At 67.7% G+C, this 17,149-nt stretch carries 18 protein-coding genes and 1 pseudogene; 11 read left to right on the top strand and 8 right to left on the bottom strand.

The genetic code is table 11. The features are described 5' to 3' along the window. Positions 1–39: 39 nt before the first annotated feature. The 3 genes from mgtE to HIR79_RS06055 all read left to right on the top strand — a co-directional run bounded on the left by mgtE (position 40) and on the right by HIR79_RS06055 (position 2,493). Positions 40–1,389 (top strand): magnesium transporter, encoded by a 1,350-nt coding sequence (gene mgtE, locus HIR79_RS06065; RefSeq protein ID WP_169957637.1) that lies wholly within the window; start codon positions 40–42, stop codon positions 1,387–1,389. 150 nt (positions 1,390–1,539) lie between these two features. Next, entirely contained in the window at positions 1,540–2,148 is a 609-nt protein-coding gene (locus tag HIR79_RS06060) for an undecaprenyl-diphosphatase (protein ID WP_169957636.1), read from the top strand. 99 nt (positions 2,149–2,247) lie between these two features. After that, positions 2,248–2,493 (top strand): hypothetical protein, encoded by a 246-nt coding sequence (locus HIR79_RS06055; protein ID WP_119022843.1) that lies wholly within the window; start codon positions 2,248–2,250, stop codon positions 2,491–2,493. Positions 2,494–2,543: 50 nt separating this feature from the next. On the opposite strand, the gene HIR79_RS06050 is transcribed toward HIR79_RS06055, so the two are convergent. The 5 genes and pseudogenes from HIR79_RS06050 to HIR79_RS06030 form a co-directional block, all read right to left on the bottom strand. Continuing rightward, positions 2,544–3,242, bottom strand: coding sequence for a phosphotransferase (locus tag HIR79_RS06050; RefSeq protein WP_169957635.1), 699 nt, complete (start codon positions 3,240–3,242; stop codon positions 2,544–2,546). A gap of 270 nt (positions 3,243–3,512) precedes the next feature. Beyond that, the gene (locus HIR79_RS06045) at positions 3,513–4,100 is read right to left on the bottom strand and encodes a GNAT family N-acetyltransferase (protein ID WP_169957634.1); all 588 of its coding nucleotides are present in this window, start codon (positions 4,098–4,100) and stop codon (positions 3,513–3,515) included. A gap of 283 nt (positions 4,101–4,383) precedes the next feature. After that, a complete protein-coding gene (locus HIR79_RS06040; RefSeq protein ID WP_169957633.1) occupies positions 4,384–4,803 on the bottom strand; it encodes a fluoride efflux transporter FluC in 420 nt (139 codons plus the stop codon). Then, the gene (locus HIR79_RS06035; RefSeq protein ID WP_169957632.1) at positions 4,800–5,192 is read right to left on the bottom strand and encodes a fluoride efflux transporter FluC; all 393 of its coding nucleotides are present in this window, start codon (positions 5,190–5,192) and stop codon (positions 4,800–4,802) included. Before HIR79_RS06035 ends, HIR79_RS06040 begins: the two co-directional genes overlap by 4 nt. Before the next feature lie 159 nt (positions 5,193–5,351). After that, a pseudogene (locus HIR79_RS06030) lies at positions 5,352–6,055 on the bottom strand (IS5 family transposase). Positions 6,056–6,237: 182 nt separating this feature from the next. Between HIR79_RS06030 and HIR79_RS06025 the strand changes: the two are divergent. The 4 genes from HIR79_RS06025 (at position 6,238) to HIR79_RS06010 (ending at position 11,487) form a co-directional block, all read left to right on the top strand. After that, on the top strand, positions 6,238–7,989 hold the full coding sequence (locus tag HIR79_RS06025; protein WP_169957631.1) for an ExeM/NucH family extracellular endonuclease: 1,752 nt from the start codon (positions 6,238–6,240) through the stop codon (positions 7,987–7,989). A 114-nt stretch (positions 7,990–8,103) separates the two neighbouring features. Continuing rightward, positions 8,104–9,876, top strand: coding sequence for an AMP-binding protein (locus HIR79_RS06020; RefSeq protein WP_169957630.1), 1,773 nt, complete (start codon positions 8,104–8,106; stop codon positions 9,874–9,876). Next, entirely contained in the window at positions 9,870–10,772 is a 903-nt protein-coding gene (locus tag HIR79_RS06015; protein WP_169957629.1) for a bile acid:sodium symporter family protein, read from the top strand. The genes HIR79_RS06020 and HIR79_RS06015 overlap by 7 nt, the downstream gene beginning before the upstream one ends. Positions 10,773–10,797: 25 nt before the next feature. After that, entirely contained in the window at positions 10,798–11,487 is a 690-nt protein-coding gene (locus HIR79_RS06010) for a pirin family protein (RefSeq protein WP_169957628.1), read from the top strand. A gap of 5 nt (positions 11,488–11,492) precedes the next feature. Here the strand turns inward: HIR79_RS06010 and HIR79_RS06005 are convergent, their stop codons facing one another. Next, complete coding sequence (locus tag HIR79_RS06005) at positions 11,493–12,458, bottom strand: arsenic resistance protein (protein WP_169957627.1); 966 nt, start codon at positions 12,456–12,458, stop codon at positions 11,493–11,495. Between the two features lie 53 nt (positions 12,459–12,511). Further along, positions 12,512–13,072: a cysteine hydrolase family protein gene (locus HIR79_RS06000; RefSeq protein WP_169957626.1), complete on the bottom strand. Its 561-nt coding sequence runs from the start codon at positions 13,070–13,072 to the stop codon at positions 12,512–12,514. A gap of 77 nt (positions 13,073–13,149) precedes the next feature. Here HIR79_RS06000 and HIR79_RS05995 point away from each other — a divergent pair, with 77 nt between their 5' ends. Next, the gene (locus tag HIR79_RS05995; protein ID WP_169957625.1) at positions 13,150–14,130 is read left to right on the top strand and encodes a GlxA family transcriptional regulator; all 981 of its coding nucleotides are present in this window, start codon (positions 13,150–13,152) and stop codon (positions 14,128–14,130) included. Between the two features lie 3 nt (positions 14,131–14,133). On the opposite strand, the gene HIR79_RS05990 is transcribed toward HIR79_RS05995, so the two are convergent. Further along, on the bottom strand, positions 14,134–14,367 hold the full coding sequence (locus HIR79_RS05990; RefSeq protein WP_169957624.1) for a hypothetical protein: 234 nt from the start codon (positions 14,365–14,367) through the stop codon (positions 14,134–14,136). Positions 14,368–14,451: 84 nt separating this feature from the next. Here HIR79_RS05990 and HIR79_RS05985 point away from each other — a divergent pair, with 84 nt between their 5' ends. The 3 genes from HIR79_RS05985 to tnpC are packed head-to-tail and all read left to right on the top strand — an operon-like array spanning position 14,452 to position 16,646. Further along, positions 14,452–14,661, top strand: coding sequence for a hypothetical protein (locus HIR79_RS05985; protein ID WP_169957623.1), 210 nt, complete (start codon positions 14,452–14,454; stop codon positions 14,659–14,661). Then, positions 14,658–15,014 carry an IS66 family insertion sequence element accessory protein TnpB gene (tnpB, locus tag HIR79_RS05980; RefSeq protein ID WP_044630798.1) on the top strand — a complete coding sequence of 119 codons (357 nt, stop codon included), beginning with the start codon at positions 14,658–14,660 and terminating at the stop codon, positions 15,012–15,014. The genes HIR79_RS05985 and tnpB overlap by 4 nt, the downstream gene beginning before the upstream one ends. Before the next feature lie 42 nt (positions 15,015–15,056). Next, a complete protein-coding gene (gene tnpC / locus HIR79_RS05975; RefSeq protein WP_249322266.1) occupies positions 15,057–16,646 on the top strand; it encodes an IS66 family transposase in 1,590 nt (529 codons plus the stop codon). Positions 16,647–17,149: the final 503 nt, after the last annotated feature.

Genomic DNA, 17,149 nt, shown 5'->3' with positions numbered 1-17,149 from the left:
TCCTGCGTGCCCGCCTGACGCGCGCCAAGGAGCCACACCATGAGCTACATCGAGCTCGCTGCCGACCTGCGCAGCGCCATCGAGCAGCAGGACACCGCTGCCATCCGCCATCTGGTCGCCGAGATGCAGCTGGCCGACCTCGCCGAGTTCATCCAGCACGAGCAGGAGGACACCACCCTCTCCCTGCTGGACTACCTGCCCCTGGACGAACGCGCCAGCGCCTTCGGCTACCTGGAGGAGGAGACCCAGAGCGCGCTTGCCGCCGAGATGGACGACGCCACCCTCGCCGAGCTGCTGCACCACATGAGCGCCGACGAGCGTGCCGACCTCTTCAAGCTGCTCGACGAGGCCCGCCAGCAGGGGCTGCTGCGCCGCCTGGCCCACGCCGAGCGCGAGGACATCCGCAAGCTGGCCAGCTACGAGGAAGGCACCGCCGGAGCCCTGATGACCTCCGAGTACGTGGCCGTGCCGGCCGAGATGGACGTGGCCACCGCCCTGGAGAAGGTGCGCCGCACCGGCCCCAACGCCGAGACCATCTACCAGATCTACTGTGTCGACGACGAAGGCCGCCTGACCGGCACCCTGTCGCTGCGCGAGATGATCCTGGCCAATCCCCACGCTACCCTGGCCAGCCTGATGGTCGAGGAGCTGGTGGTCGCCAAGGTGGACACCCCTCAGGAAGAGGTGGCCAGGCTGATCTCGCGCTACGACCTGATGGCCCTGCCGGTGACCAACGGCGGCGAGCGCCTGGTGGGCATCGTGACCTATGACGACGCCATGGACGTGGCCGAGGAGGAGGCCACCGAGGACATGCACAAGAGCGTTTCGGTGGGCAAGCTGGAGGGCGGCCTGCGCAGCGCCAGCCTCTTCGACCTCTACCGCAAGCGCATCGTCTGGCTGGTGCTGCTGGTGTTCGCCAACATCTTCTCCGGCGCCGGCATCGCCTACTTCGAGGAGACCATCGAGGCCTATATCGCCCTGGTCTTCTTCCTGCCCCTGCTGGTGGACAGCGGCGGCAACGCCGGCTCCCAGGCGGCGACCCTGATGGTGCGCGGCATGGCCACCGGCGATGTGCGCACTCGGGACTGGGCGCGACTGCTCGGCCGCGAGGTCAGCGTGGCCATCGCCCTGGGCCTGACCATGGCACTCGCCGTCTCGGTGGTGGGGATCTTCCGCGCCGGCACCGAGATCGCCATGGTGGTCGCGATGAGCATGGTGCTGATCGTGATCATGGGCAGCCTGATCGGCATGATCCTGCCCTTCCTGCTCAATCGCCTGGGCTGGGACCCGGCCACCGCCTCCGCGCCGCTGGTGACCTCCATCGCCGACGCCGTGGGCGTGCTGATCTACTTCGCCATCGCCACCGCGGTACTCGGCCTGCCCGCCTGACGCCCGGGCAAGGGGCGACCTCATGGTCGCCCCATTGTCCCCGCCCGGGCGCATCGTCATACTCCTGTCACACACTGCAGAAAGGCCGCGCACCGGGTCACCCGCCGGTGCGGACCTGCGCCCCCCTCAAGGACGACGCCCCGACACCTCATGCTCACGGAAAAGACGCTCAATCTCGCCTTGTTCGCCCAGCTGAATGCCGCACCGGACAGCGATCCTCCCCTGCTGCTGCTGGCCGAGCTCGCCGCGGTCTATCTGATCTGGCTGGTGCCGGCCCTGCTGGTCATCGGCTGGCTGCGCGGCAGCGACCGCCTGAAGCGTCCGCTGCTCGAGGCGTTCATCGCCACCCTGCTCGCCCTGGCCGCGAGCTGGCTGATCGGGTACTGGTGGCCCACGCCGCGCCCCTTCATGATGCCGGTGGGGCAGACCTTCCTCGAGCATGCGGCGACGCCCGCTTTCCCCAGCAACCATGCCACCATCATGCTGACCATGGGCTTCAGCCTGCTGCTGCATGCCGGCACCCGTCGCATCGGCCGCTACCTGCTGCTGCTGGCCGTGCCGGTCGCCTGGGCGCGGGTCTTTCTCGGCGTGCACTTCCCCCAGGACATGCTGGGCGCCCTGCTGCTGGCCGCCGGCGTGGCCGCGCTGGTCGGCGTCAGTCGCAGCTGGCTGATCCTGCCCTTCTATCACCACGTGGCGAGGCGGCTCTATCACCTGCTGTTCGCGCCATTGATCAGCCGAGGCTGGGTCGAGCGCTGAGCGCTGCCACCCTGTCCGTCCCGCGGCATTCCGGCACTCGCCACTCCCGGCTCAAGCGCCGATACTGGAGGCAGCCCCATCAGCCCCCGGAGCCACTCCATGAGCGAACACGAACGCACCATCATGGCCTTCGATGACCAGGGTCGAGAGGTGATGATCGACATCCTGGTCAGCGTGAAGGAGCTTGGCGAACTCACCCGCGCCGGCCCGGTCAGCGGCGAGCCCGCCCTGCGCACCCGCGAGGGGCACCCGGTGACCTACCTGGGCGCCGGCGAGTTCTCCGTGACCCTGCCCGGCGAGGAGAGCGACCTGATCGTCAGGACCAGCGACCCCGACTTCACCTGAGTACTCCGACGCTCCCCCCGTCGCCGGCATCAAGGAAGCTATCTCGGCGATCAGCGGTGGCCGGCCAGCTCCCGGCAGCGCCGACGCAGCGCCCTGCCCTCCTCCGTCTGCACCAGGCCAGGCCGGTCGAGCCGCTGGAAGAGATAGGTAAAGCCCGCCACGCCCAGACGCTGGGCCCGGCCACCGCCGGCCAGGGGTTCGGCGACCTCCCCAGGAAGACCGCGCATCAGCAGGGCCAGATCGAAGCCGATGGGCAACTGGCCCCAGCGCTCCCAGTCGATCAGGGCAAGCTCGCCCCGCTCGGCATCCACCAGCACGTTCTCCCGATGCAGATCACCGTGTGACAGCACCCGTGGCAGGCGCCAGAGACGCGCCAGCAGCCAGAGCAGGAAGTGGCGCTCGCCGCGGGCGCGCCCCGGGGACAGGGCGTCTCCCAGGGCCTGGCGCATGAGGCGATGGAGCAGGGGGCGACCGGGGCCGGCACCCACGCGAAGCCCCGGGCGCTGCGACGCGTTGAATTGCTGCAGGCGAGAAAGCTCCGCCATCACCGCCGGCACCCAGGCCTCCCAGCCGGGGCCGCAGCGATCGAGCGGCTGGCCCGGGAAGAAATCGAAGATCAGCGCCTGGCGCCGGTCCAGCGCGACCCGCTGGCGCAGCGCCGGGCTGGCGACACCCGCGGGGCCCAGCACCCGGTCATGAAAGTGCTGAAGGAGATCGGCGTCGCGCGGGGCCACGCCGAAACGCGCCACCCGCGGGCCCTCCTCGAGCTCCAGTTTCGCTGCCCCTGGGGCGTGGTCACCCGGACGACATCCCCCCAGGCGAGCGCGAGCGGGGCGCGAAAGCCGACGCGGCCATCGGCCGATAGCCCTGCCGCCTGCACATCGGGGCGCGGATTCGTGCAGGCAACGCTGCCCACCGCGGCGCCATTGACCGACACCAGTACCCGGGGCGCAGGGCTCCACCCCGAGACCCCCTCGGCCCACACGCGATCGACGAAACCGCTCACCGACATGGCGGCCCTACCATCGCTTGATCATGTGGGTCAGCTTGCGATCACGCAGCCAGCTCGCGCGCAGTGGCAGCCGGCGACGTCGCTTCACCTGGAACCCCAGCGCCGCATAGAGGGCCTCGGCCCGCGGGTTGTTGCCCCACACCTCAAGATCCGCCCGCCGCACGCCCTGCTCGGCCAGCAGCGCCAGCCAGCGCTCCAGCAGCTGCCGGCCGTGGCCCCGGGCGCGAAAGCGCTCGTCGATGATGATGCGATAGAGGTAGGCGTCGAAGCGCCGGAAGCGCCACTGCACCAGCCGGTAGAGCGCCCAGCGCCAGGCCGCGCTGGCGGCACCGAACTCGGCGCGCAGGTCCTCATGGCCGAGACGATGCGGGCCCTCGCCACCCAGATAGAACTGGAGATAGCCGGCCACCTCGCCGTCGACCTCGATGAACAGGATGCGCTCCCAGTTCACCCCGCTCGCCAGCAGGCTCCGCCGCCGATGGGCCCGGCCCAGCAGCGGCCGCAGGAACGACGGCGAACTCGACCCCAGCCGAACCTCCTCGGGCCGCGCCAGCGCCTCCTCTCTCACCTGATAGGTCACCACTCCCTGGCTCACGCCGTACACCTCTCGACTCATCCTGTCGGCCTACAGCCTACCCCGTCTCGATGGCCACCTGAAGTGGCTTCCGTCCGGCCCATAGCGACTGACGCGCAGAAGCGATACCCCGGTTCCCGTCCACCCGGCGATGGCATCATGCTAGGGTGTCACGCTTGGCAGAATGCAGCGGCCCATGACGCCAGCGACCGGGGAGAGTGAATGACAAAGGGATCCAGGATCTGGCTGATCGGCTTGGGCCTCTCGGCCGTGCTGGCCACCGTCGTGGCGGTGCTGATCATGCTCAACGCCGCCCCCGCGCCTGGCGCATCGTCCTGGCGACCCGCTGCCCGTGCCAGGCCGCGGCGAACCAGAGCGGCAGGCTGGCAGCCACATAGGCCACGGCCAGCCAGGGGCGGCCGAGCGTGATCAGATGAAGGGTCTCGAGGCTGAACAGCGAGAAGGTAGTGAAGCCGCCGCAAAAGCCGGCCACCAGGAAGGGCTGCCAGCGCGCCATGCGGCCGTGGGTGTAGCGCCCACCCAGGGTGGCCAGCCAGGCGATCAGCCAGGAGCCGACGACATTGACCGCCAGGGTACCCCAGGGGAAGAGCGGGCCGAAGTGCGCCAGCGACCCTATGGAGACCAGGTAGCGCAGCAGGCTGCCCAGGGCACTGCCGAGCCCCACCGCGGCATAGGGGAACAGAGGGGAATACCCGCGGCTCATGCGCCACCTCCTGCCAGCCACCAGCCAAGCGCCGCCAGGGCGAGGCCCGCCAGGCAGGTAGCCAGCACGTTGGCCACGGCGCGGCGCGGGTGGCCGCTCTGCCAGAGGGTGAGGGTCTGCAGGCTGAAGGAGGAGACCGTGGTGTAGCCACCGAGCAGCCCCACCACCAGCGCCAGCCAGGCCGACGAGAGTTCCAGGCTGGTGGGGATCCCCAGCCGCGCGGCCCACCAGCCCGCCACCAGCGCACCGCTTAGATTGACTGCCAGGGTGCCCCAGGGAAAGCGCGCCCCCAGCCAGTGGCTGAACAGGTTAGTCACCGCCAGCCGGCCCATGCCGCCCAGCGCGCCGCCCAGTGCTACCAGCAACAGGCCGGATGCTCCGATCCCCATGCTCCCCCCTCGGTCGCGTCTCAATGGTCCTCGTGCAGCACGAGTCTACCCGATCCCCCTGACGAAGGGTGGCGCAGTGCTTGACCTACCGGCCAGAGGCCCCCTGCCCTGCGCTCGCCCTTGGAGTGCACGACAAACCTCGCTAGGGAGCGTTAACAATTAGGCCAGCCATATGACGGCGGATACAAGGTTGAGTAGCGACTGGTAGTTTCTCGCCAGTCGCTCATAGCGTGTTGCCAGCCGCCTGAACTGCTTGATTTTCTGGAAGAACCTTTCTACCAGGTTGCGATCCTTGTAACAGTGCCAATCTATCTCGGGGCATTCCAAGCGATTCTTTCTCGGCGGAATCACCGGCTCGGCGCCCACCGCTCGAATGATGTCCCTCAAAGCGGTGGAATCATACCCCTTGTCGCCAAGCACCGCCGCTGGAGAAAAGCCCGCCAGTAACGCTGGGGCGGCTCCGTACTCAGACGCTTGGCCCGGTGTGAGGATTAGCCGTACCGGGTTGCCGAGGGCATCGACCGCCGCGTGGATCTTGGTGCTCAATCCCCCACGCGATTTCCCCATGGCTTCGGTGCTCTGAGCCGTTTTTTTGCCGCCCCATGCTGATGAACTTTGACGATACTGCCATCTATCATCAGCTGCTCCATGTCGGGATCATCGGCTAATGTGTCGATAACCTGCTGCCAGACCCCCTTCTTAGACCACCGGTTATAGCGCATGTAGACAGTGTGCCAGCGACCGAAGGCGTCGGGCAGATCACGCCAGGGAGCGCCTGTCCGGGCGATCCACAGGACGGCTTCCACGAACAAGCGATTGTCCTTGGCCGTCACCCCGCGATCTGAAGCTTTGCCGGGGAGCATGTGCTCGATGCGCTCCCATTGGTCATCACGTAGCATTAGCCGAGGCATAGATCACCGAAAAATGCTGATATTCTAAATCAGCCCGATCTCCATCAGCAATTGTTAACGCACCCTAGAGTCACGGCTCGTCGTCATGACACTATCTTGGACTTGGCAATCTTCAGGGCAGCGACATCATCCCCATGAAACCCAGGCAAAATCTCGCCCTGTTTGCACGGCTGAGTGCCGCCTCCGACGGCGCCCCCCGCCTGCTGGGCACCCGGCGCATCGGGCGCTATCTGCTGCTGGCCCTGCTGCTGGTGGCCGCGCAGGCCCCAGCCAGCTGCCCCGAATCCTCCACCGCCGACCTCGCCGCCATCAAGGGAACCGGCGCTGCGCCGGCCCTGCCCGAAGGCCAGGCGGTGGTGACCGAGGGCGTGGTCACCGGTGCCTTCCTGGGTCGCGACCGCCTCAACGGCTTCTACCTGCAGCAGGCCACCGAGCAGGGCCCGGTGGGGCTCTTCGTCTATATGCCCGGGGCCACCGAGCGCGACGCCGAGCGCCTCGTGCCGGGCAAGCACGTCCAGCTTCACGCCCGCACCGGCGAGTACCGCGGCCGGGTCCAGCTGCAGCGGGTCGAGCGCGTCGAGATCTGCGCCCGCGACCGGCTGCCGGAGCCCGAGGCGCTGGCCTGGCCGCTCGATGAATCAGAGCTGGAAACGCTGGAGGGGCGGCTGGTCGCCTTCGCCGAGCCCCTTACCGTCACCGGCAACTACGAGCTTGGGCGCTATGGCTCCCTGAGGCTCGCCAACGAGCGCCTCTTTCGCCCCACCAACGCCCCGGACGATGCGCAGGAGCGCGCCGTGCTGATGCTCGACGACGGCAGCTACCGCGCTTTCCCGAGCCCCATTCCCTACCTGAACGACGACGGGACCCGCCGCGTGGGAAGCCGGGTCGCGGGGCTGACCGGGGTGCTGACCCACGCCTTCGATGCCTGGCGCCTGCACCCCACCGAGACGCCGCGCTTCCTGGATGCCAACCCGCGCCCGGCGCCGCTGGACGAACCGGGGGAGCGCCTGAGGGTGGCGGCCTTCAACGTCGAGAACTACTTCACCACCCTGGGCCAGCGCGGCGCGGCCAACGCCGAGGAGCTCGAGCGCCAGCGGGCCAAGCTCGCCGCCACGGTGGCGGGGCTGAAGGCCGATATCCTGGCGCTGGTGGAGGTTCAGAACACCCCGGGGGCGCTGGCCGACCTGGTCGAGCAGCTTAGCCTTCGCACCGGCGTGACCTACCGGGCGGTGGGCGGCCGCGCCGACCGCGGCTCCGATGCCATCAAGCTCGCCCTGCTCTACCGGCCGGACCGGGTGGAGGCGATCAGCGAGCTCCATGCCGACAACGACCCGGTGCACCATCGCCCGCCGCTGGCGGCCTTCTTCCAACCCCGGGAGGGCGGTGAGGCCTTCGGGGTGGTGACCGCTCACTTCAAGGCCAAGAGCGGCTGCCCCGCCCGCGGCGATATCGATCAGGGCCAAGGCTGCTGGAACGAGCGCCGGGTGGCCCAGGCGAAAGCGATGGCGGCCTTCCTCGAGCGCCTCGCTACCGAGGGAAGCGAGCGGCTGCTGCTGGTCGGCGACCTCAACGCCTATGGTGCCGAGGAGCCGATCCGCACCCTGACCGACACCGGCCTGGTCGACCTGATCGCCAGGGAGCTGCCGCCGGAGCGGCGCTACACCTATGTGTTCCACGGCGAGTCGGGCTACCTGGACCACGCCCTGGCGAGCCCCGCCCTGGCCGCGTCCGTGGCGGCAGTACACCCCTGGCCCATCAACGCCGACGAGCCCCCCTTCCTCGGCTACGACGGCCCGGAGAGCGCCGCGGAGCTCATCCGCCCCGATCCCTTCCGCTCCTCGGACCATGACCCGGTGGTGGTGGACCTCTCGCCCGAGGGGCGGTGAGCCCGGGGCGTGGAAAGAGCGTGCGCCAGGCGGCCAGAAAAGGGGTGCAGTGGCGGCCGTTTCCCGCTATCAAGAAGACACTAAAATAACAATCGCCCCTCGGGGAGGAGCCCCATGGAGTCACCGCAGGATGCCGCCACCCCTCACGCCCAGGCTTCCCGCCCCTGGACGCGTCACTACCGCGACGGCATAGCGGCCGAGCTGCCGCCCCCCGCGCACCCCAACCTGGCCGCGCTGATCAACGAGAGCGCCCAGCGCTTCGCCAACCGGCGCGCCTTCACCAGCTGCATGCCCAACGGCATGAACGGCGCGCTCAGCTATGCCCAGGTCGACGAGGCCTCCGACGCCTTCGCCGTCTACCTGCGCGAGGGGCTGGGTCTCACCCCCGGCAGCCGCGTCGCGGTGCAGCTGCCCAACTGCCTGAGCTACCCGGTGGTGGTATTCGGCATCCTCAAGGCCGGCTGCGTGCTGGTGAACACCAACCCGCTCTACGCCGTCTCGGAGATGATCCACCAGTTCCGCGACAGCGGCGCCGAGGCGCTGGTGATCGTCGACATGTTCGTCGACAAGCTGCCCGAGGTGCTGCCCCACACCGCCATCCGCCACGTGGTGGTGACGAGCCTGGCGCAGTTCTTCCCCCCCGTGGTGCGCCAGGTGGTGCAGGCGGTGCTGCGCTACTGGAACCGGGTGATCCCGCCCTGCCCGGTCAAGGCGACCCCGCTTGGCCAGGCCCTGGCCGAGGGCCGGCGACTCGGGCAGGGCATCAGCGTCGCCGACTACTGGCGCGACCTGGGGCCGGAGAGCCTCGCCGCGCTGCAGTACACCGGCGGCACCACCGGCATCGCCAAGGGGGCCATGCTCAGCCATGGCAACCTGCTGGCCAACGTGTCGCAGATCGAGGCGATGGCCGGCTCGCACATCAGCGACGGCGAGGAGTGCGTGCTCACCGCCCTGCCGCTCTACCATATCTTCGCCTTCTCGGTGAACCTGCTCGCCTTCTTCAAGCACGGCGCCCACAACGTCCTGGTGCCCAACCCGCGGCCGATCCAGAACCTGCAGCGGGCGATCGAGAACTACCCCGTCAGCTGGATCAGCGGGGTGAACACCCTCTTCAATGCCCTGCTCAACGAGGAGTGGTTCACCCTCTATCCGCCGCCCCGGCTGCGCGCCGCGGCGGCCGGCGGCACGGCGCTGCATGCCGCCGTGGCCGAGCGCTGGGAGCGGATCACCGGCACCCCGCTGGTGGAGGGCTATGGCCTCACCGAGAGCTCGCCGGTGATCAGCTTCAACCCCCTGGTGGGGGTGCGCAAGCCGGGCAGCATCGGCATTCCGGTACCCGGCACCGAGATCTGCCTGGTCGATGACGCCGGCGCGCCGGTGGCCCAGGGGGAGCCTGGAGAGCTCACCGCCCGCGGCCCCCAGGTGATGCAGGGCTACTGGCAGCAGCCCGAGGCCACCGCCGAGACCCTGCGCGACGGCTGGCTGCACACCGGGGATGTGGCTGCCATGGACGAGGACGGCTACCTGCGCATCGTCGACCGCAAGAAGGACCTGATCCTGGTCAGCGGCTTCAACGTCTACCCCAACGAGGTGGAGGACTGCATCGCCCTGCTCGACGCCGTGCACGAGGTGGGGGTGATCGGCGTGCCCGACCCCGACACCGGCGAGGCGGTGCGCGCCTACATCGTCACCCGCGGCGAGCTCGACCGCGACACGGTAAAGGCCCACTGCCGGCAGCAGCTGGCCCGCTACAAGGTGCCGAAGCAGATCGCCTTCGTCGACGAGCTGCCCAAGAGCCCGATCGGCAAGGTGCTGCGCAAGGACCTGCGCGCCCAGTACCTCAAGGATCATCCGGACGCCGCCACTGACGGGAGCCCATCATGCTGAGCCCACTCGAGGAGACCCTGCTGGCCATCATGATGGCCGTGATCATGCTGGGCATGGGGTCGTCGCTGACCTTCAAGGACTTCCGTATCGCCATGCGCCACCCCCAGGCGATCGGCATCGGCTTCGCCTCCCAGTACCTGTTCATGCCGCTGCTCGCCTTCCTGATCGGCCGCGCCCTGCAGTTGCCCCCCATCCAGGCGGTCAGCCTGATCCTGATGGGCTGCGTGCCCGGCGGCACCACCTCCAACATCTTCGCCTACTTCTCGAAGAGCCTGCTCGGGCTCTCCATCCTGATGACGGTCTGCTCGACCCTGCTGGCGGTGGTGATGGTGCCGCTGGTGCTGGCCTTCTACACCAGCGGCATCGACGCCGCCTTCCAGATCCCCTCGGGTAATATCGTGGCGGTGCTGGGCGTGCTGCTGGTCCCCACCCTGCTCGGCATGTGGCTGCGCCGGCGCAACGCCAACGTGGGCGCCTGCACCGAGCTGATGGGCGGCATCCTCGGGGTGGTGGTGATCGTCTTCTTGATCGCGACCTGGGTGCCGCGCAACTGGCAGCTGCTGATGACCACCGGCGCCGAGGTCTACCTGGCCTCGGTGGGCCTGGGCCTTTGCGGCTTCCTGATCGGCTACTGGTTCAGCCGCGCGGCGCGGCTCAACCCGCAGAAGGCGCGCACCGTGTCGCTGGAAACCGGCATCCAGAATGGGCCGCTCGCAGTGCTGATCGTCACCCTCTCGTTTGCCGGCGAGATCCAGCAGCAGATGCTGCTGATCCCGGTGATGTACTCGCTGTTCATCGTCATCACCTCCACCTTCCTGACCTTCTACTACCGCCGCCGCAGCCAGCGCGAGGAGCTCGCCAGGGACCAGGCGAAGGTGGAGGCGGCCACCCCCTGAGGGAACAACCCTGGAGGAAAACCCGATGATCATTCGTCATGCCGACGAGCGCGGCTACGCCGACCACGGCTGGCTGAAGTCGCGCCACACCTTCTCGTTTGCCGACTACTTCGACCCGCACCACATGGGCTTTCGCACGCTGCGCGTGATCAACGAGGACCGGGTCACGGGCGGCAGTGGCTTTGGCGCTCACCCCCACCGCGACATGGAGATCCTCTCCTACGTGCTGGAAGGCGAGATGGCCCACAAGGACAGCATGGGCAACGGTGCGATCATGCGCCCTGGCGATGTGCAGCGCATGTCGGCCGGCACCGGGGTGATCCACAGCGAGTTCAACAACGCCCCCGACCGGGAGCTGCACTTCCTGCAGATCTGGATCGAGCCGGAGGCGCGAGGCATCGCCCCCGGCTACGAGCAGAAAGCCTTTCCCGCCGAGCAGCGCCAGGGCGAGTGGCGGCTGGTGGTCTCTCGGCAGGGGCGCGATGGCTCGGTGAGCATCAATCAGGACGTCAACCTCTACGTCGGCCTGTTCGCTGCCGGCGAGCGGGTACCAACCCCGGAGGTGCGCCATGCCTGGCTGCACCTGGTGCGCGGCGAGGCGGAGATCAACGGGCAGCGGCTCTCGGCCGGCGATGCCGCCGCCTTCCAGCCGGGGGAGACCATCGAGGTGGTAGGGGTAACGGAGGCGGAGCTCCTGCTCTTCGACCTGGCCTGAGGGGTTCACCTGCCATCGCGGTCGGGAATCAACCGGCTGGGCACCCAGGCCATGTAGGCCACCATGCCGAACAGCTCGACCAGCGACTGGAAGACGATGACCACCACGGCGACGTGCCAGGCCTCGGGCAGCGTCAGCGCGATGGGCAGGACCACGAAGGAGTTGCGGGTGCCGAAGCTGAAGGTCAGGGTCCTGGCCGACGCCGGAGGCAGCCTGAAGCCGTGGCCGAGCAGCCTGCCCAGCAGCGCGGCCAGGGCCAGGTAGGCCACGAAGATCAGCAGCACCTGCGCCAGGACCCCGGTCAGGCCGGCCACCCGGTTCACCTGGGACGCCGCGATCAGGAACACCACGCTAGCGAGCAGGGGAACGGGCAGGAACCCCAGGCCGTGGACCAGGCGCCGGGCATTCGGGTGACGAGCCGCCAGCCGCTCGGTCAGCCAGGCCAGCGCCAGGGGCAGCAGGATCAGCCCAGCGAAGGCGCCAAGCAGCTGGCCGCTGATCGCGATCCGCAGCCAGTCACTGCCCAGGAACCACCAGAGGTAGGCCGGCAGGGCGACGATCTGGACGAGCAGCAGGATCGGCGCCGCGGCGATGGCCCTGCCGGTGTCTCCCTTGCCGAGGTGGGTGAAGCTGATGAACCAGTCGGTGCAGGGCACCAGCAGCACCAGCAACACCCCGACGAGAACGGCCGGCGCAAGCGGTAGCCACCACGCCATGACGCCCAGCATCAGCGGGATGATCACGAAGTTGCCAGTGAGCAGGGCGCCCAGAAACCGCCAATCCCGAAACGCCAGGGAGAGCCGCGTCAACGGCACCTGGGTGAAGGTGGCATAGAGCAGGAGACCGAGCAGCGGCCACAGCAGCCGATCCAGTGACCCGGTCACGGATGGCGAGGCAAGCCCGAGCCCCAGACCGGCGAGAATCGCGACCAGGTAGACCCAGGACTGGTGGCGCTCCATGAGTTCACGCACTGGCGATCACCCCTGCCCCCTCGCTCTTCATCGGTTCCCGCCACCCTACCCCATTACCTGTGCCGATCAAGCCAGGCGGTGGTATCGGTGACCTCGGCATAGGCGAAGGCGAGCCCGGCCATGAAGGCGGCGTGCACCTGGGCGGCCGGCACCGTCACCCCGTTGAACGCCTGATCGTGGGTGGCGCAGGCGTCCTCCAGCACCGTGACCAAATAGCCCAGGTCGGAGGCGGCCCGGGTGGCGGCATCGATGCACATGTGACTCATGGCGCCGACGACCACCAGTTGCTCGATGCCCTGCTTCTGCAGGTGCTCGTGCAGCCCGGTATTCAGGAAGGCGTTGACGCTGTTCTTGAGGATCACCGCCTCGCCGGCGGATTCCTGCGGCGCCATGGAGGCATGAATGCGCGCCCCCTCGCTGCCTGGCACGAAGAAGGGGGCCTCATCGGAGGGGAACTCGTGGCGAATGTGCACGATGGGCAGCGAGTGCTCGCGGAAATGCCCGAGCACGGCCGCGGCCTTCTCGGCGGCCTGTTCGATGCCCACCAGCGGCCACTTGCCGGCCGGGAAGTAGTCGTTCTGCAGATCCACGATGATCAGGGCGGTATGGCGCATGAGGCGCTTCTCCTTGGCGGATGAAGCCAGCATCATGGCAGGTCCCGGCCATGGGGTCGGGTGGCAGGAGTGACACAATGCAGGCAAGAAGTGACACGCGGCCCCGCCGTATCCGGATCGCGATCCCGACCCTGCCGGGCAGCGCCCAATCGGCCATATATGGCCTGCAGGACCTGTTCGGTACCGCCAACCGCATCCTGCAGGAGCTGCAGCCAGCGCCCGAGGCGCTCTTTGCGGTGGAACTGCTGCCGGCGGACAGCACACCCACCGCGCCCCCCGAGATCGCCATCGTGCCGCCGATCCTGGAGGGTGACGCCTACCTGAGTACCCAGCCCGAGCTTTGCCGGACGCTGCGGGAGTGGCACGCACGGGGCACGGTGGTGTGCTCCGTCTGTGCCGGCGCCTTCCTGCTGGCCCAGGCCGGCCTGCTCGAGGGGCGCCGGGCCACCACCCACTGGCAGCTCGAGGCGGCGTTTCGGGCCTACTACCCTCACCTCGCCCTGGATACCGATGCGCTGCTGGTGCCGGAGGCCGACCTGGTGACGGCAGGCGGCGTCATGGCCTGGATGGACCTCGGCCTGCACCTGGTCGCACGCCACGTGCCGCCCTCCGTGGTGCAGGCGCTGGGCCGCTTCCTGGTCATCGACACCGGCGAGCGCCAGCAGCGCTACTACCGCGCCTTCACCCCTGAGATGACCCACGGCGACCGGGCGATCCTTCGGCTCCAGCACCACCTGCATGCGCATTTCACCCGCCGCCAGTCCACCGCCGAGATGGCCGCCACCGCGGGTCTCGGCGAGCGCACCCTGATGCGCCGCTTCCGCCAGGCCACCGGCTTCGGCCCCGGAGAGTATCTCCAGCAGCTGCGGCTGCAGCGGGCCAGGGAGCTGCTGGAGAACCGCCGGGACAGCGTGGAGCAGGTCGCCCTGGCGGTGGGCTACGAGGACACCAGCGCCTTTCGCAAGATGTTCATCAAGCACACGGGACTGACGCCAGGGCAGCATCGCGCCCGATTCGGGAATGGCTTCTCCCCTCGAGCCAACCCGGGTCTCGGCTGACGTTCAAGCGACCAAGCCGTTTCTGCGCAACGCCGTCATCACCTTGGTGGCCAACTTCTCCAGGCGCTTGAGGTCGCCGAAGCGCGGCACCTCGCCCTCCTCGAGCCGGCCCTCCCACTCCTCGAGCTCGGTATCGAGGAACTCCAACAGCTTCTTGGAGCACCCCCGGCAGGGCCCACGACAGAGGCTCGACTCGGGCGTGTCGAAGGGCACCTGCGCCCGGATCTCGTGGATCATGTTAGTAAGCGCTCCACAAACCCCATCTTCTGCCGCTGAGTAGTGTCCGTCAGACTGGTGTCATTCGATAGCAAGGAGGACACCATGACCGACCTGACCTCGACACAGGCCTACTGGCTGGGCCACCTGTTCCATGCCTCTTCCCGGCAACTGGCGCTGAGTGAATACGCCGAGGAGCAAGGACTGGAACTGGCGTCACTGCTGGCGTGGGAGCAGCGCCTGGAGGTACAGGGCGTGCCCGTGCCACCTCGCCACCGGCCGCTGCGCTTCGTCGCCGTGGAGGTGGCCCGATGATCCGGCCGGACACCCGGTTGCGCGTCTACCTGTGTCGCGAGCCGGTCGACATGCGCAAGCAGATCGATGGACTGGCCCTGCTGGTTCAGGAGGCCATGGAGCTCAACCCCTTCGAGGAGGCGGTCTTCGTGTTCGGCAACCGCCAGCGCGACAAGGTGAAGCTGCTGTTCTGGGAGCGTAACGGCTTCGTGGTCTGGTACAAGCGCCTGGAGCGGGAGCGCTTCAAGTGGCCGGACCGCCTGGAGGGCGACACCGTCACGCTCTCGGGCCAGGAGCTGAACTGGCTTCTGGATGGCTATGACCTCAGCGCCATGCGCCCCCATAAGGCCTTGGATTTTCAGGCGGTTGGCTGATTTTCTGCTGCTTTCAGCGGCGCCGCTTGGTAAAATGGCGGCATGATCTCACCGGCCTCGACACCTTCCGTCAGCGTCTCCCAACTGCAGCGCCAAGTGCGCGCTCAGCAGGAGGAGATTGCGCGTCTTCATCGCCTGATGGAGAAGAAGGAGGCTCAGTGGGAAGCCGCCAAGCAGTCCCTTTTTGAGCAACTCAAGCTGGCCATTGAAGGCCGGTTCGGTCCCTCTACCGAGAAGTACCGCGTCGAACAGGGTGATCTGCTCATCAACGAGGCCGAGGTGGCGGTCGATGAGGAAGAGGCCAGCGCCCAGGATGACACGGCTGACGCGCCGGCCGCCCCCCTCCAGCCGGCCAAGCGCCGTACCTGTGGCGGCCGCGTGGCGTTACCCCCCGAACTGCCCCGCGTCGAAGTGATCCATGAGCTCCCCGAGGATGCCCGTCATTGCCACCACGACGGCACCGAGCTCAAGGAGATCGGCAAAGAGATCAGCGAGGAACTGCACGTCGTGCCGGCGCGGATCGAGGTGATCCGCCATGTGCGCATCAAGTACGGCTGCCCAGACTGTGAAGAGGGCGTGCAGATCGCCCCGGCACCGGCCAAGCTGCTGCCCAAGAGCAATGCCAGCCCGACCCTGCTCGCCTACGTGGCCACCGCCAAGTACCAGGATGCCTTGCCGCTCTATCGGCAGAGCCAGATCTTTGCCCGGCACGGCATCGAGATCCCGCGCAACACCCTGGCCCGCTGGATGGTGCAGGTCGGCGAGCGGCTGATGCCGTTGGTCGAGGCCCTGCGACAGCACCTGCTGCAGGCCCCGCTGATTCACATGGACGAGACCACGCTACAGGTCAACGCCGAGGCCGACCGACCGGCGAGCTCAACATCCTACATGTGGCTGCAGCGTGGTGGCCCGCCGGGCCAACAGGTGGTGCTGTTCGACTATGATGCCAGCCGAGCCGGCCGGGTGCCCGTGCGCCTGCTGGGTAACTACGCCGGTCGCCTGGTCACCGACGGCTACGAAGGCTATGCCGAGGTGGTGCGAAAGAACGGCATCACCCATGCCGGCTGCTGGGCGCACGCTCGTCGCAAGTTCGTCGAGGCCCAGAAAGTGCAGCCCAAGGGCAAGACCGGCAAGGCCGACTGGGCCCTCAACCAGATCCGCAAGCTCTACGCCGTGGAGACGCAGGCCAAGGCGCTGGGGCCCGAGGCGCGCCAGGCGTTGCGCGATCAGAAGAGCCGCCCGCTGATCACCCAGCTGCGCACCTGGCTCGACAAGTCGCTGACCCAGGTGCTGCCGAAGAGCGCACTGGGCAAGGCGCTGCACTATCTGGATGGCCAGTGGCAGCGCCTGACCCGCTTCCTCGATGACGGGCTGATCCCGCTGGACAACAACCCGGCCGAAAACGCCATTCGCCCCTTCGTCGTCGGCCGCAAGAACTGGCTGTTCAGCCACACACCGAGCGGTGCCCAGGCCAGCGCGGCAATCTACAGCCTGATCGAGACGGCCAAGGCCAACGGCCTCTCGCCCTACGAGTACCTGCAGTTCGTGTTCGAGACCCTGCCAACTCTCGGCGAGGATGACGACCTCGGCACGCTGCTGCCCTGGTGCTGGAAAGACACGCTACCGGTCTAACTCAGGCCGCAACAGGTGGGGTTGGTGGAGCGCTTACTCATGTTAAGCATGGCGGTGCGGATATCGGGGCGACTGCGCCGTGACATGGGCTGCCTACCTCCTCTGACCTGGCTGGGTATGGACCTGTAGGCGCGGAAGTATCGCACCACGGTATCGCAGATCCGTTGCGCTGAGTCAGGGGATGGCAAGCTCGATTCTTGTGGTAGTGGGGCTCAGCTGGCGTTGAATCCCCTGGATACGCCGAACATGGCTAGGTGAACTCGCTGAGGACGACTCTACGCTTCCTGCGCACTGGCAGCCATGGGGAGCCGGTGTCAGGTGAATACTGTCTTTGTACAGACAAAAAGAGCATTTCACTTTTCAGCCATGAGCACCTAAGTCATCCAAAAGAGCCCGAGTTATATGAGAATAATAATCATCAGGATTGTCGGAAATTTTCAAAACGAACCTTTCCAACATTGAACAAACCAAAAACTCTTGCGGAATTGACTTCACCCCCCCAT

This window comes from Halomonas sp. PGE1 (genome assembly GCF_013000985.1).
GTDB lineage: Bacteria > Pseudomonadota > Gammaproteobacteria > Pseudomonadales > Halomonadaceae > Halomonas > Halomonas alkalicola.
This window is presented reverse-complemented; position numbering and strand designations above follow the sequence as displayed.